The 14,063-nt window shown below is 69.8% G+C and carries 12 protein-coding genes; 6 read left to right on the top strand and 6 right to left on the bottom strand.

The window, feature by feature from the left end; genetic code table 11:
• A partial coding sequence (locus FNH05_RS16990) for an SdrD B-like domain-containing protein (protein ID WP_186382583.1) occupies positions 1–2,292 on the bottom strand: 2,292 nt, incomplete at its 3' end.
• Between the two features lie 246 nt (positions 2,293–2,538).
• Here FNH05_RS16990 and FNH05_RS16985 point away from each other — a divergent pair.
• Positions 2,539–3,327 carry a hypothetical protein gene (locus FNH05_RS16985; protein ID WP_246127784.1) on the top strand — a complete coding sequence of 263 codons (789 nt, stop codon included), beginning with the start codon at positions 2,539–2,541 and terminating at the stop codon, positions 3,325–3,327.
• 9 nt (positions 3,328–3,336) lie between these two features.
• Here FNH05_RS16985 and FNH05_RS16980 read toward each other — a convergent pair whose 3' ends face one another.
• Positions 3,337–4,704, bottom strand: a complete 1,368-nt coding sequence (locus FNH05_RS16980) for a right-handed parallel beta-helix repeat-containing protein (protein ID WP_144589347.1) — start codon at positions 4,702–4,704, stop codon at positions 3,337–3,339.
• A gap of 60 nt (positions 4,705–4,764) precedes the next feature.
• Between FNH05_RS16980 and FNH05_RS16975 the strand changes: the two genes are divergently transcribed.
• Positions 4,765–5,916 carry a Dyp-type peroxidase gene (locus FNH05_RS16975; protein WP_144589345.1) on the top strand — a complete coding sequence of 384 codons (1,152 nt, stop codon included), beginning with the start codon at positions 4,765–4,767 and terminating at the stop codon, positions 5,914–5,916.
• A gap of 53 nt (positions 5,917–5,969) precedes the next feature.
• Here the strand turns inward: FNH05_RS16975 and FNH05_RS16970 are convergent, their stop codons facing one another.
• Positions 5,970–7,571, bottom strand: coding sequence for a helix-turn-helix transcriptional regulator (locus FNH05_RS16970; protein ID WP_144589343.1), 1,602 nt, complete (start codon positions 7,569–7,571; stop codon positions 5,970–5,972).
• Positions 7,572–7,844: 273 nt separating this feature from the next.
• Positions 7,845–8,951: an FAD-dependent oxidoreductase gene (locus tag FNH05_RS16965; RefSeq protein WP_144589341.1), complete on the bottom strand. Its 1,107-nt coding sequence runs from the start codon at positions 8,949–8,951 to the stop codon at positions 7,845–7,847.
• A gap of 67 nt (positions 8,952–9,018) precedes the next feature.
• Between FNH05_RS16965 and FNH05_RS16960 the strand changes: the two genes are divergently transcribed.
• The 4 genes from FNH05_RS16960 to FNH05_RS16945 all read left to right on the top strand — a co-directional run bounded on the left by FNH05_RS16960 (position 9,019) and on the right by FNH05_RS16945 (position 12,271).
• Complete coding sequence (locus FNH05_RS16960) at positions 9,019–9,699, top strand: TetR/AcrR family transcriptional regulator (protein ID WP_144589339.1); 681 nt, start codon at positions 9,019–9,021, stop codon at positions 9,697–9,699.
• A 49-nt stretch (positions 9,700–9,748) separates the two neighbouring features.
• A complete protein-coding gene (locus tag FNH05_RS16955; protein ID WP_144589337.1) occupies positions 9,749–10,366 on the top strand; it encodes a hypothetical protein in 618 nt (205 codons plus the stop codon).
• A 157-nt stretch (positions 10,367–10,523) separates the two neighbouring features.
• Positions 10,524–11,474: a GNAT family N-acetyltransferase gene (locus tag FNH05_RS16950; RefSeq protein WP_144589335.1), complete on the top strand. Its 951-nt coding sequence runs from the start codon at positions 10,524–10,526 to the stop codon at positions 11,472–11,474.
• Positions 11,471–12,271, top strand: coding sequence for a GNAT family N-acetyltransferase (locus tag FNH05_RS16945; RefSeq protein ID WP_222426629.1), 801 nt, complete (start codon positions 11,471–11,473; stop codon positions 12,269–12,271). Before FNH05_RS16950 ends, FNH05_RS16945 begins: the two co-directional genes overlap by 4 nt.
• On the opposite strand, the gene FNH05_RS16940 is transcribed toward FNH05_RS16945, so the two are convergent.
• Positions 12,211–12,909, bottom strand: coding sequence for a VanZ family protein (locus FNH05_RS16940; RefSeq protein WP_144589333.1), 699 nt, complete (start codon positions 12,907–12,909; stop codon positions 12,211–12,213). The genes FNH05_RS16945 and FNH05_RS16940 overlap by 61 nt on opposite strands.
• A gap of 33 nt (positions 12,910–12,942) precedes the next feature.
• A partial coding sequence (locus FNH05_RS16935) for a serine hydrolase domain-containing protein (RefSeq protein ID WP_144589331.1) occupies positions 12,943–14,063 on the bottom strand: 1,121 nt, incomplete at its 5' end.

The raw sequence follows: 14,063 nt of genomic DNA, 5'->3' as shown, positions 1-14,063 counted from the left end.
GCCGGGTACCGGGGCCGTGGGAGGTGGGGACGCCGGCGGTACGGACGTCGGTGGTGTCGACGTCGGTGGTGCCGGAAGGTAGACGCCGGCGTCGATCGTGTGATCGACTCCGCCCGGGGTGGACGGCGCGGTGACCGGGGCGTATCCGTTGCACAGCTCACCGGTGGCCGGAGGGATCACATTGGAGTCGTGCGCCCGGTCGTCACCGGCCACCGGCAGCGTGAACCGCAACTCGGTGGCGGGCGGCTGCCCCGGCACCTTGCGGGTGTCCGCGGTACACACGTCGAACTGCACGGTGTACTTCGCGCCCGGCGTGAGCTGGTAGGCGGCGCCGACCCCGCCGAAGTAGTACTCGCCCGCGGCGTCGGTCTTCGTCGTGGCGACCCGTTTTCCGTTGGCGTCCAACAGGTTGATCGTCGCCTTTGGCAACGGCACCTGACCGGGGTCCTGGATCCCGTTGTGGTCCCCGTCGAACCAGACCAGGTTGCCGATCTGGATCGGCGCGTTCGCCGCTTCGTAGGCGATGTCGCCGAGCCCGCCCGCCTTGCCGAACCCGTTCTGGTTGGGGGAGACGAACTGGTAGGCGTTGGCGGCGGGGTCGTTACCGGGCCCCTCGCCGGTCGTGATGTCGTAGTAGCCGGTTCCGGAGGTGGTGACGTTGACCGCCGGGTCGAACTCCGTGCTGACGACCCATTGCTGCTGCGGAATGTAGGCCACCGCCCCCAGCGCGGTTTCCTGGTGCGGGGCGGGAGTGCCGTGCTTCGCGAGGAAGTCGCCCGGGAAGTACTCGACGACGCCGCTGTCCTGGCCGCCGTCGTTGCCGGGGTTCGCGTGGTTGGGGCATTTTCCGGTGCCTTCCCACCAATAACCCCCGTCGGGATTGGCGCACGCCATGGTGATGTCCCCACCGGACATACCGGCTTCCGCCGTGTCGTTGCCCGGCCGGGGATCCAGGCCGCCCGCACTGACCACGTCCATGAACCGGTCGTGGAAACCGAGGATCATCGAGCCGTCCCGCGCGAAGGCGAGGCCGGACAGTTCCGGCTGCGGGTCGACGAAGGTAGTGGTGTTGCCCAGGCGGAAGTTGTCCCAGTCCGACAGCCTGGTGTTCCACGGGTTCCAGTGGTTGTTCTTGGCACCGTCGCCCGGGTAGAGGAAGACGTGACCGCGTTCGGCGGTGAGCGGGTGGGTCAGCACGGTGGTGAACCGCCTGCCGTCGAAGGTGTAGACCACGGCCTTCAGATCCGCGCGGTTCTGGGTGCTTTCCGCGCTGCACACGCCGCCGACGTACAGCGCGTTGTCGTGCGCGGCCAGTGCGAACGGCCGCCAGTCGGTGGGCGCCGCGCAGCCCGGGTCCGGAATCGGCACCGTTGACTCGGGCGCCCGCGCGGTGGCCCCTCTCGCGTCGAAACTCACCAGGGTCCGGGTCAGCAGGTTCACCGCGTACAGCGTCGAACCGTCCTCCGACAGCGCCAGGCCGCCGATGCTCTCCTTGCCCGGTGCGTCGGTGAAGCCGGCGTCCTTGATCAGGTTGGCGGTGTCGTGCGGCGTGACCACGGCGAACGGCACCTTCGCGAACAGGGTCGGTGCGCCCCCGCCGTCGGCGGGCACGGTGTAGATCGCGTTACCGCCGTGCGGCCCGTAGAGGGTGTACCGCCGGGCGAACGCGCTCTGGAACAACCGCCGCCGGTGCTTGTCGTAGGCCAGCCCGTACGTCGTGCCCACCTGGGATTGCGTGTCGACCACGGCCGGGCAAGCCACATCGCCGGGACACACACCCCGGGTGTTCCTGCCGAACGACACCAGTGCCCGGGTGTCGGTCCCGCCGGCACCGTTCTGGACCGGCACGAAATACCGGGAGTCCGGCAGCGTGTAGTCGGCCGCGTTCCACACCCCGGTGATCACCGAGGCGTTCTTGCCGCCGGAGACGTCCACGAACGTGGTGAAGCTGTCGAAGTGGTTCGCCGCCGTCGAGGCGGGTGCGGCCCGCAGATAGTCGCTGTAGGAGGCCGGAACCGTGACATCGACGCGGTACTGGCCGCCGGTCAGCACGGTCGACCCCGACACCACGACTTTTCCGGTGGCGTCCGTGGTGCCGGTGACGTGATGGCCCGCAGGGTCGGAAACATCGACCTTCATGCCCCGCTGCGGCACATCCATTGCCGTGTTGATGACCCCGGTGCCGAAGAAGTCCCGCAGCACCTGGACCGTCAGGGTGCCGTCGGTCGTGGAAGCACCCGCCGCCCCCGCCATCGGGCCCAGGGCGCTGCCCACCAGCAGCAGACCGGACATCCCGACCCGCGCCAGCCGGCCCCCGTGTTTCCCGGCCGCGCGGCCCGCGGCCCTCGCTGTTCTTCTGCCAGGTGAGCAAGACACACGCCTCGAACTGAACATCCGATCCCTGCCCCAGTGATACCAGCCGTGAAAGACATCCCGAACCGCCATAGACAACCAGAAAGCCGCACCGCTCAGGCATCGGAATCGGGTGATTTTGGGGGTGAATCGGTGGGTCTGTTAGCGTCGGGCCGCGTGCGGAGCATGAGAGTACGGCGAGGTCTCCCGCAGCGCGCGACGGGCACGCGCCGGTGGCTGCGGCCACGGTGGGTGGTGGCCGCCACGGCTGTCACGGCTGTCGCGGCCATCGGGGTTGTCGCTTTTCTGTTCGCGGGCAACGGTTCGGGCCCCGCCGGTCCCCGCACGCTCACGCCGGATGAGGCGAACCGGCTGGCCATCACGCGGTTTCGCAACTACCAGGCGGGAGGCCGCGCGGTGACGATCACCGTGCCGGGCACCGGTGGCGGGCTGGTCGTCGCCGGGTCCATCGACTACCGGGCCAAACTCGGCTATGGCGTGGTGCACGGCACCGGGCGCGACACGTCCAGCGACGGGCTGATCGCCTGGACGGCCACCACCGTGCTGGTCCACCCGATGGCGAACACCCCGCCGCAGGCACCGGCTTCGCCGCCCGGCACGGACTGGTACAGCCGTCCGCGGCAAGCGTCCGGCAGCGCGCTGGACACGGCGCTGGCCATCGCGCTCGGTCTCGGGAGCGACCGGCCGGACAACGCCCAGCTACTGCCCCAGAACGGCGCCGCCTGGGCTGGACTGGACCACGTGCGCGGCCATCCGGTGGACGTCATGACCGGGCCGGACGCCACCGGCAAGCCCGGTAGCGCGGGCACCGTGCGCTACTGGATCGGCCCGGACGGCACCCTGTACCGGGTCCAGGCCGCCGTGGCCTCCGAGCCGCAACCGGTGGTCATCGATTTCGACACCCAGAACTACGTTCCACCGCCTCCGGTACCGGGCGCCACCCCGGGGCGATAGGGGGCCACTTCAGGGCATCTGGACCAATGCGTTCTCGGCCAGGAGCGACGCCGACGGCAGCGGGATGCCTGCGGTGTCCGGAAACGCCGGAACGGCGGGAACAGTGGTGGCACCGGTGGTGGTGGCATCCGGGAACTGCGGCTGTGCGGCGGGGGCGGCCACGTCGGTGAACGGGATACCGCGAGGTGCCGCCGGCATGGTCCACGTGCCGGACAGCACGGGTGACCGGTCGGAAACCGGGCAGGATGCGATCGTCGCCAGCCGGTCGGGCACCGTGGCGCGCAGGTCGTTGCCGTGCAGGCAGTTACCCCGTCCCTGCGTGGCGCCGGGGAACGTCCAGCCGACGTCGATGCCGTTGGCGGCGAAGGTGTTGTCGACGATCTGGTTGCCGTCCGGCGGTATGTCGACGGTCGCGGTGATCAGCAGCCCGGCGTTGACATTGCCGGTGATCCGGTTGCGGACGAACCTGTTGTCACTGCCGCCGTCGATACCGACGCCGATGCCCCACCCGCCGTCGGCCTGTTCCGGGGTCGGCGCCTGCTGGTTTCCCGCGATCAGGTTCCCGGCGACGACGGCGCCCTGCTGCGGGATCAGCTTCTCCTGGTGGTCGGAATCCGTGGTGAGTCCGACCCGGTTACCGGCAAAACGGTTTCCCACCACGTACAGGTCGCCACTGGCATTGGTGCCCTCGTAACCGACCGCGTTGAGTTCGGCGACGTTGTCCCGCACGACGATGCCGCACGGCTTGCACTGTCCGACGTAGATCCCCGAATCGGCCGAACCCGACGTGTACGTGTGCTCGATGACGCCATCCTGCGCGGAGAACGCGTAAATGCCGTACAGCCCGTTGCGGGTCGCGGTCACGTGGGAGACCAGGAACGACCGCACGAAGGTGACGGGTTCGTTGCCGGTGTCGTAGCCTCCGGTCCGCCCCGGCGCTCCGGCGGCGGCCGCCGCCGAACCGGTGACCAGGACGCCGTTCTGCGTATTGTTTTCCACGGTCAGGTTTTCCACGGCCACTCCCGGTGCGACGACGACGACACCGTTCGGCTGCTGCAACCGCCCGTCGATGACGACCTTGTCCCGGGACTCGCCGCGAAGGGTGATCTGCGCCGTGCCGATCTTCACCGACTCGTGGTACACGCCCGGGGCGACCAGCACGAGGTCACCGGGCTGCGCGAGGGACACCGCGGCCGAAATCGTCGGGGCGTCGGACGGCACCCGGATCGTCACGTGCTCACCGGCCGGTCGCCGGCCCTGGCCCGATCCGTCGGTCCCACTGCCACTGTTACCGACACTGCCACTGTCGCAGCCGGTCAGGACGACGGTCAGGGTGCCCAGCAACGCGAGCATCGCGCGCAGAGGGAAACGAGGCATGAATCCATTTTGGCATGGTCGTATTCGTCTTCGGTAGGGCCGATATGGCATTCTCCACCCATGCGCCCAGCAGACCATCACCCGTCGCGCCGCGCGTTTTTCGGTGTCACCGGTGCGGTGATGGCCGCCGGCCTCACCGCCGGGTGCGAACCGGGTTCCCCGCAACCGGGCCGGTCCGACGCCCCCGCGACGGCCATGCCGGTGTCACCGGCAGGCCGGCGTCAGGCGGGTATCACCCTCCCGCAACCGGCCCAGCCCAACCTGCTGGCCGTGGTGGCCGATTTGGCGGACGCCGTGCCTGCCGGTCCGTTGCTGGCCGAACTCGGCGAGGCCATCCTCGCGCTCACCGCGGGGACCGATGCCCGGCTGCTCGGTCTGCCGCCCGGCGATCTCACCGTCACGATCGGGGTGGGCCCCCGGCTGGTACGCGGGGTCGATCCCGCCCTGCCCGGTGCGGCGGATCTCCCGGAATTCTCCCGCGAGCGGATTGCCCCGCAGGCGCGCGGCGGTGACCTGCTGATCCAGATCTGCGGAAGCGACGCCTTGGTGGTACCGGTCGCCGCTGCCGCGCTCCTGGACCAGGCCGGTGACCGGATACGCGAACGCTGGCGGCAGTCCGCGCGCCGGGGCGCGAACATTCCCGTGGATCGGGGCCTTTCCGCGCCACGAAACGTGGTCGGTTTCCTCGACGGCATCGTCGGTCCACATACGACCGTCCAGGAACAGCGAGACCTGTGGCTGGCCGGGCCCGCGCCGGTGGCGGACGGCACCATTGCCGTCCTCCGGCGCATGGAACTCGACGTGGCGCGGTTCGCCCGGCTTTCCGTCGCCGAGCAGGAGGCGGTCTTCGGCCGGAGCCGGGCCACCGGAATCCCCCTCTCCGGCGGTACCATCTCCTCGGACCCGGATCTCGGTGCCAAAACGCCGGACGGGCGCTACCTCATCCCGGCGGATGCCCACGTCCGCAGAGCGCACTCCAGCGTGGTCGGTGTCGGTCTCATGCTGCGCCGCTCCTACAGCACCGACGAACCCGCACCCGGCCTGCTCTTCGTGAGCTTCCAGAACGAACTGCGCACCTTCACCAACACCCTGGCGCATATGGACAGTTCCGACGCACTGCTGCGGTTCACCACCACCACCGCCAGCGCGACCTTCCTGATACTCCCCGGTTTCGACCGGCAGCACCCGCTCGGCGCCACGCTGTTCCCCTGATTCGATCGAGCACAGTGGACAGTGCACCACCGGGATCCGCGGTGCCGCCGCGGTCAGAGCACACCGAGTTCGTAGGCCCGCATCAGCGCATCTTCGCGGCTGGACGCGCCCAGCTTGCGGTAGACGCTCTTCACCTGCGTGCGGACGGTGTTGACGGACACGACGAGCGTGCGCGCGACCTGCGCGAGAGTCCCGCCTGCCTCCAGTTCGGTGAGTACCGCACGTTCGCGGTTGGTCAGTTCGACCAGGTGGACGCGTTCCGGGAACACCGGCCTGGCCAGCGTCAACCGTTGTGCGGCCGCATCGCTGACCGGAATGTGGGCCAGTTTGAACAAATCGTCGCGATCCGCGGGCGACAGCGAGGCGAGCGAGAGGACTTCCTCGGGTGGGCGCAGGCGGCTGAGCAGTTCCACCGAGCGGCGGGCTTCTTCCCGGTCGCCCATGCGCAGCGCGGCGATCGCCTTGAGGAGCAGCATCTGACGGGCGTCGCGACGTGAGGTGGTTTCGTGCCAGGACGTGCGCGAGGCCATCGCGCGGACCGCTTCGTATTCGCCGTTGAGCAGGCGGAGCCGGGTGGCGGGCAGCGCCAGCCAGGACGCCTGCGGGTCCGTCTCCTTGATCATCCGGAGTGCGCGGGTGGCCTGGCCGGTGGCGATCAGCAGTTCCACGTGGGCGCGTCGCATCACCCGGACGGCGGTGCCCTGGTCGACGAGTGCGGGCGCGTGACTGAGCCGCAGCGTGCCGAGATGGACCAGCGATGCCGCCGGATCGCCGAGATACAGCCCGTGCGCCGACACCAGCGCCGCCACGAAGGGCCAGACCTCCAGTTGCCTGGTGCCGTCCCCGGTGGTCGCCAGGCCGTCCGCGAGGCCCGCCTCGTCGTAGCGGTCGAGCGCGTCCCAGCCCTCGGCGATCGTCCCGCCCACGGTGAGCAGGAACCGGACACGCCGGGACGGCGAGGCGAAGCCACTCATCCGGTCAAGCCACCGCCGTGCGAGGGCACCGTGCCCGAGGTGCGCGTAGAGCATCGCGAGATTCGCGGTCGCGTTGAGGGCCGTGGCCGCCGTCGCCGGCTCCACCGTCGCCTGGTCGTAGGCCTGGCGGTACAACTCGACCGCGGCCGGAAAGTCGTCCATCAGCGACCGCGTCAGACCTCGTTGCAGGGCAAGCCAGCCCGGGCGCGGTGCCACGTCGACGCCGGGCAGCGGGCTGAGCTGCGCCGCGCGGGCGGTCAGGCGCTGTCCCAGGTCCTCGGCCTCGGCGCACTTCCCCTGGTCGCGCAACGCGATCATCGCGGCAGTGCCGACCGTGACGAGGGTCGCCAGCGATGTCTCGCTGTAGATGTCCATGTTCGCCGCGAGGCGGGTACCGAGATCCATGTAGTGGCGCAGATAGGGCCGGAGTTCGCCGAAGTCCGGTTCGCTCGCCGCGTGGTAGGCATTGATCCACGAGATCATCAGGCGCGGGCGCGCGCGCAACTCGGCCTCGGGCACCAGGCTCAGCACGAAAAGCAGCCGAGCGGCGAGCTCGCCCTCCATCGAGAGGATGTGCCGGTCGCAGAGGGCTTCGAGCGCGGCCCAGTCGCGGTCCTCGGCCGCCCCGGTCAGCGCCTCCGCCAGATCGGCCAGGTGAGCGGGTTGAGCGCTGTCCGGCACCGCCTCCGCCCTCCCCGGACCAAACCGACAGATCTCACTCGCAAGTATGAGGCACCGGGGCGCCGTGTGGGCGATTCCGGAGAACATCACCCAATCGGGTAGAAGCGTCCGCTGTGGTGCGGCGGGACTTGATACCAAGAGTATTTGTCAATGGCGAAAAGGAGTCTCCACCAGACGAAAAGAATCCGCCGATCATCGTAGTGTTGTTATTGGCACAGTGTCTTCCCGAAGGGCATCGATCGCGGAGATCCCTAGGGATTCGCGGCTGCACCGTCAGCCTTGGAAGAAGGCGAGCATTTTCCGGGCGGCGTCCGGCGACATCAGCAGTTTCTTCATGTCCGCGGACTTCCGGGCGGCAGCGCTGGTGCGCTCGAACATCTCGCGTTCGTATTCCCTGACGGCGGCAGGAAAGTCATCCGGGTGCGCGGCCAGTGCGAGACCGAGCAGGGCGCCGTCGAGCAGCGCCATGTTGGCGCCCTGGCCCACGGGCGGCATCAGGTGCGCGGCGTCGCCGAGCAAGGTGACGTCCGGTGTGGACGGCCAGGTCAGGCCGACCGGGAGAGCGTGGATCGACCGCGGCACGACCATGTCGTCGCAGGCCGCGATCAGCGCGGTGATCCGTGGGTCCCACCCGGGGAGCAGGTCGATCAGCCGCGCCCGGGCGGCGGCCGGGTCGTCGAACGGGATCCCGCTGGTGGCGAACCAGTCCTCGGACGTGTTGTAGAAACTGAGGCCGATGCGAACGCGGCCGTCGCCGTTGTGCTGCGCCGCCAGGGATATTCCGTTGCCGAGCACCCAGTAGTTGCCGCGCCCGACCATCGCCGCGAGGTCGGGATGCGTGCGGTCGATGTCGGGAATGCCGACCTCGACGACGTTCTGGCCGATATGCGCCGGGCGGGCGTCGGTGAGCAGCGCGCGGACCCGGGAGTTGGCGCCGTCGGCACCGACCAGCAGGTCATACGTCGCACTGCTGCCGTCGGCGAAGTGCAGCAGGCCGTTGCCGGCGGATTCGAACGCGTGCCCCCAGCGCACCACGTCTTCGGGGAGGGAATCCAGCAGCAGGTCGCGCAGATCGGCGCGGTCGACCTCGGGCCGGTCGAGCGGGGGGTCGTCAGGCGTGTCCTCCTGGAGCAGCAGGGTGCCATCCGGCTCGAGGAGGCGCATGTCCTGGCCTTCGCCGCGGGCAATCGCGTGGAACTGGTCGATCAGGCCGGCCTCGCGCAGCGCGCGCTGACCGGAGTGGATGTCGAGCATGCCGCCCTGGCCGCGCGCGTCGCGCGACGATTCCCGCTCGTACACGACGGCGTCGATGCCGTTCACGTGCAGCACCCGGGCGAGGGTCAGGCCGCCCAGTCCGGCTCCGACGATGGCGATGGTCATGGTTCCCCCTTCGATACACCACATTGCTCGATACACTGTATCGCAGCGGGCGATGTATTGTCGGCGCATGTTGGTGTGGGAGCGGCCGGAGCCACCGAATCGACCGGTACCGGCCCCGCTGAGCCGGGAGCGGATCGTACGAGCGGCGATGCGGCTGGCCGACGCGGACGGCCTGGACGCGGTGTCGCTGCGCAAGGTCGCCGCCTCGCTGGAGGTAGGGCCGATGCGGCTGTACGGCTACATCGCCACCAAGGACGAGTTGCTCGACTTGATGGTCGATGCGGTCTACGGCGAGATCAGGCCGGCCGGAGACGGTTGGCGAGAGGTCCTGCGCTCCCTGGCCGAAACCACCCGGCAAGCCGTTCACCGGCACGAATGGCTCGCCGACCTGATCGGCGGGCGGCCCCAGCTCGGGCCGCGGGCGCTGGCGAGGGGGGAGGCCGTGCTGGCCGCGATGGACGGCGTCGACGTGGACATCGTCATGCCGGTGGTCGAGGCGGTCGATGCCTACGTGATCGGCGCGGTGCGGCGGGAGATCGCCGAGCGGCGAGCCGAGCGGGCCACCGGGATGGACAAGCGGCAGTGGCAGGTCGCCTTCGGGCCTTATCTGGAGCGGACCTTCGCCACGGGCCGGTTCCCCGCGCTGGCCACGGTCGTCCGCGACGCCGCCCACCTGGACGCCGACGAAACCTTCCGCACCGGCCTTGATTTCCTGCTCGACGGCATCGAGGCCCGCATCTCACGATGACGCCATGCGCGTACCTTCTCGGCAATCAAGGATTACGGCGGGAGGGTCCGTGACAAGGACCGAGCAGGAGTACCGCGAGCTTCGGCGGCTGCCGCGCGATGAGCGACGGGGCTGGGTCCACACGACATTCCCCGGGGGTGCGCCGCCTCAGTGGTGGTTCGCCATGGTGGAATCGGCCGAACTGGGCGTAAGCCCCCTGCGAGCGTTCTCGGCTGACCAATGCAGGGAGAACTTCGACTTTGCGGTGTCGCTGTTGGAACTCGCCCTCGACGAACGCGGCATGACTCCATGCCATTGTGCGTACTGGATGGTGAGACTGGCCGCGATGGCATTGCGATATCGCACCCCGATCGCCGGATTGCCGGAGTCGGTGACACCGGATGGTGCGGCGCGGCTGGCGTTGTCGCGAATTCCTCTTTCTCGGGAGGAGGTGCTAATGGTGGCTGGCCGTCGTCGCAACGATCTTCGGCAGGGCAAGGATCGGTTCTACCAGTCCGGTGACGACCTTTCGAGTCTCCGGATTCAGGTCAGCGACGAGGTTCGACTGCTCCAGGAGACAGGTCGGGTCCTCCACTCTCTTGAGTGGATTGCTGACCGTGTTGTCGATGACTGGCTTTTCGGTGAGGTCCGGAGTTGGCTCGGCCTCCGATCCGAGTTGGAGATGTGAAGGATTTCCTGAATAAGGGACAGGGCGTTTTGATTGCGAGTTCCCGCGGTTGGCCGGCGTAACCGGGGCTCCGCCGCCACGATGCTGTCGACTGCCGTGATCGCTCGCGCCGGAAAACGGTTTGATCCTTTGGCGGAGTCCTGCCACAGTGCGCACCATGACGAACGCCGAGCCGGTGACCGCCGCGGACGTGCGACTCATGCAGGGGCTGGCGCAGCGCGTCACCGCCCTCCGCCCGGACCTGGTGAACAGCGACGCGTCGTTCGGCGAGCTGGCCTGGAACTGGGGCAAGGGGCATGCCGGTGACGGCGCGAGCTGGCGGCGCCGGCTGTGGTTCTCCGGCGGGGATCTGGTGGCGTGGGGCTGGGCCCAGCTTCCGCGCCGGGTGCGGCGCGGCGACGGGTCGGTGAAGGACGTCACCGGCGCCTACCTGGCGTATCAGGTCCATCCCGGCCATGCCGGGCTGGTCGACGAGGTGATCGACTGGTACGACGCCACGGCGGGGAACGTCGAGCGCACGGTGCTGCCGAGCGCCGCCGACGAGTTCGCACTGAAGCGATGGGCGGCGCACGGCTATGACAGCGACCCGGCCGCACTCGGCGACACCGGCTCCTGGACCCAGCTCAACGAGCGGGATCTCACCGAGGTGGAAGAGCCGGTACTGCCGGACGGATTCCGGTTCCGCACGGCCGACGAGGCCGGGCCGGCGGCCGCGGTCCAGGCCCATCTGGACGCCTGGGCTCCCTCGACGTACTCGGCCGAGGCCTACCAGGGTGTCCGGCGGACGGAGGCGTATCGCGGCGATCTGCACGTCCTGGTGGAGGCGCCGGACGGGACGATGGCGTCCTCGGCGATCCTGTGGCTCGACGAAGCGAACAAGACCGCCGAGTTCGAGCCGGTCGGGACGCATCCGGGCTATCGGCGCCGGGGGCTGGCAAGAGCGATGCTCCTGCACGGAATGCTGCGGGCGCGGGCGGCCGGGGCGACTCACGTGACGGTCGCCTGCCTGGGTGCGCCGGGGCATCCCGCAGCGCGCGGGCTGTATTACAGCGTCGGGTTCCGGGAGTTGTCGCGGGACGCGCCGCTCGTCAAGAGGCCTGTTCGATGACGGGTACGGCCTCGGCCGCACTGCTCGCGCGGATGGAACGCAATCTCGCCGAACACGCCTGTTACCTTCATCCGGCGCTGCCGGATGCCCGCGTCGTGCGGGCCGGGGACCTGCTGATCGCCGACAGCGGGATCGAGGACGACACCTTCAACATCGTCGCCGCGGCGCGGTTCACGCCGGAAACGGCCGGCGCGCGGGTCGCCGAGACCGTTTCCGCGCTGCGCGCGACCGGGCGTCGCTTCTCGTGGTGGGTCGGCCCGGCCTCGGCGCCGGACGACCTGCGCGACCGGCTGAAGGCGGCCGGGCCGGCCGAATCGGAATCCGAGAGCGCGATGTGGGCGGAACTCGACGCCACCCCGCCCGGGAAACCCTTGGCGGGGTTGGATATCCGTCCCGTGACACGGCCGGACGAGCTCACCGCCTTCGCCGCCGTCCTGGCGGCGAACTGGACACCGCCCGCGCCGGGTGTCGTCGAGTTCTACGGTCACGCCGCGGACCGGGCGCTGGCGCCGGACTGCCCCGGGCGGCTGCTGATCGGTTTTCACGACGGGACCCCGGTTTGCACGGCCGAGGTGGTGCTGCACGACGACGTCGCCGGGATCTACAACATCGCGACCCTCGCGGGGTACCGGCGGCGGGGCTTCGGCGGGGCGATGACCCTGGCCGCGCTGGACACCGCGCGCGAGGCCGGATACGGCATCGCGGTGCTGCAGGCTTCGGCCGACGGGGAACCGGTCTACCGGCGGCTCGGTTTCGAGGTCTGCGGCCGGTTCACCGAATTCGCCGTGACGCCCTGAAACTCGAACCCGCGATCGAGAGCGGGAGTTTCCGTCGCCGTGGACTCGTGTTCCACCTGCGCACCTTCGACTGGCTCGACCCCACCTTCCGTAGCGTGCCCCCAGCGGCGCGAGGCCAGCGCGGCGAGCCCGGCCCCGGCGGCGTTGAGCAGTACGTCGTCCACAGAGGACACTCGGTCCAGTTGGAGGACGTACTGCGCGGTTTCGATCAGGACCGAGCAGCCCGCCGCGAGCGCCAGGATCCGCGGTACCGACGCGAGCGCCGCGAACCGCAGCGGGGCGAGAAACCCCAGCGCCGCGAACACCAGCAGGTTGCCGACGATCTGGACCATCGCCGTCAGCGGCGGCGCGTCGGCGAGGATCGAGAGCAGGTCCCGCAGCGGCACCGGGCTCACCCGGCCGGGGACGGCACCGGCCCGGCTGCCCGGCAACAGGGTCATCCACACCCACGGCACCGTCCCGTAGACCAGGCCGACCTCGGCGAGCGACGTGCGCCACGCCCACGCGGGCGTGGCGCCGGTGCGGCGCCGACGGCGTGCCAGAACCCACCCCGTCAGCGCGGCCAACGGCAGTGCGGCCACCGTGAGGGCCGCCACGCCGGTAAACGTGCCGAACCAGTCGTGCCACCCCTTGGTCACACTGCCTCCTGTGCCTTGCGGGACCCCGACACGTCAGCCCCGGCCGGTGACAGCCTGGATCTCCCGTTCGCCCATCTCCTGCAGCGGCAGGTCGTCGCTGTTGGCGAGGATGACGCCGACCCAGCCGGTGTACGGGTAGATGGTCCAGCTGGCGGCGACACCGGGGTCGCCACCGGCACGCCCGAACACCCACTGGCCGTTGACGATGTGGACCGGCATCGTGTAGGCCCCGAACGACGGGTAGGCGGGGGCAGGCTGGCCGTCCTGGGCATTGCCATGGGGGATCTTGGCCCCGGTGAGCAACTCGGCGTAGGGCCGGTCCAGCACCGTACCGTCGCCCAGCGCGTGCGCGAACCGGACCAGATCCGGCGCGGTGGCGAAGCCGCTGTCCCCGGGAGCGGCGATGAAGCTGCGGGCCGGGTTCTTGCCCAGTGCGTACGGGGACGGGCTGCCCTTGTCCAGATTGCGGACCGCATCCACCTGGCTGCCGTCGGCCAGCCGCAGGTACGGGTGCGCGATGTGCTCGTCGGTGAGCCATTGGGGCCTGGTGTAGAACGCGGTGCCGGTCATACCGCAGCGCCCGAAGACGTTTTCCTGGACGTAGTCCCAGTACGTCGTGCCGGTCACGGCCTCCACGATCTGCGCGCGGATGGCGACCTCGGAGCCGGCGTGATGAGTGGGAGTGCCGGGGGCGGCCAACAGCTTCGCCTGCCGGGCCCACTGCTCGTAGTACTCGTGCACCTCTTCCTGGCTCTGGAAGATGCGTTGCACGTCCTCGTCCGGGGTGTCCAGCCCGGAGGTGCCGGAAAGCACGTGGTGGATGGTCACCTGCTCGGCGATGTCCTTGGCGTAGCCCGTCAGGTAGGTGCCCACCGTGTCCGACAGGCTCACCTTGCCCTGCTGCGCCAGCTGCAGGATGGCCACCCCTCCGAACGGCTTGCCCGCCGAGGCGAGGTTGAACGCGGTGCCCTCGTGGTTGGGGATCCCCTTCTCCCGGTCGGCCATGCCGTAGCTGCGGGACAGCACGGTCCGGCCCCGGTGGGACAGCAGCACCACGCCGGAGAACCTGCCCTCGGCGGCCAGCTCCGCCACATACCGGTCGTAGGCCCCGCCGGGCAGGGTGTCCGGCGGGAGCCGGTCGTGCGATGCTTCGG

Origin of the sequence: Amycolatopsis rhizosphaerae, assembly GCF_007713715.1 — a bacterium.
In the GTDB taxonomy this organism is placed as follows: domain Bacteria; phylum Actinomycetota; class Actinomycetes; order Mycobacteriales; family Pseudonocardiaceae; genus Amycolatopsis_E; species Amycolatopsis_E rhizosphaerae.
This window is presented reverse-complemented; position numbering and strand designations above follow the sequence as displayed.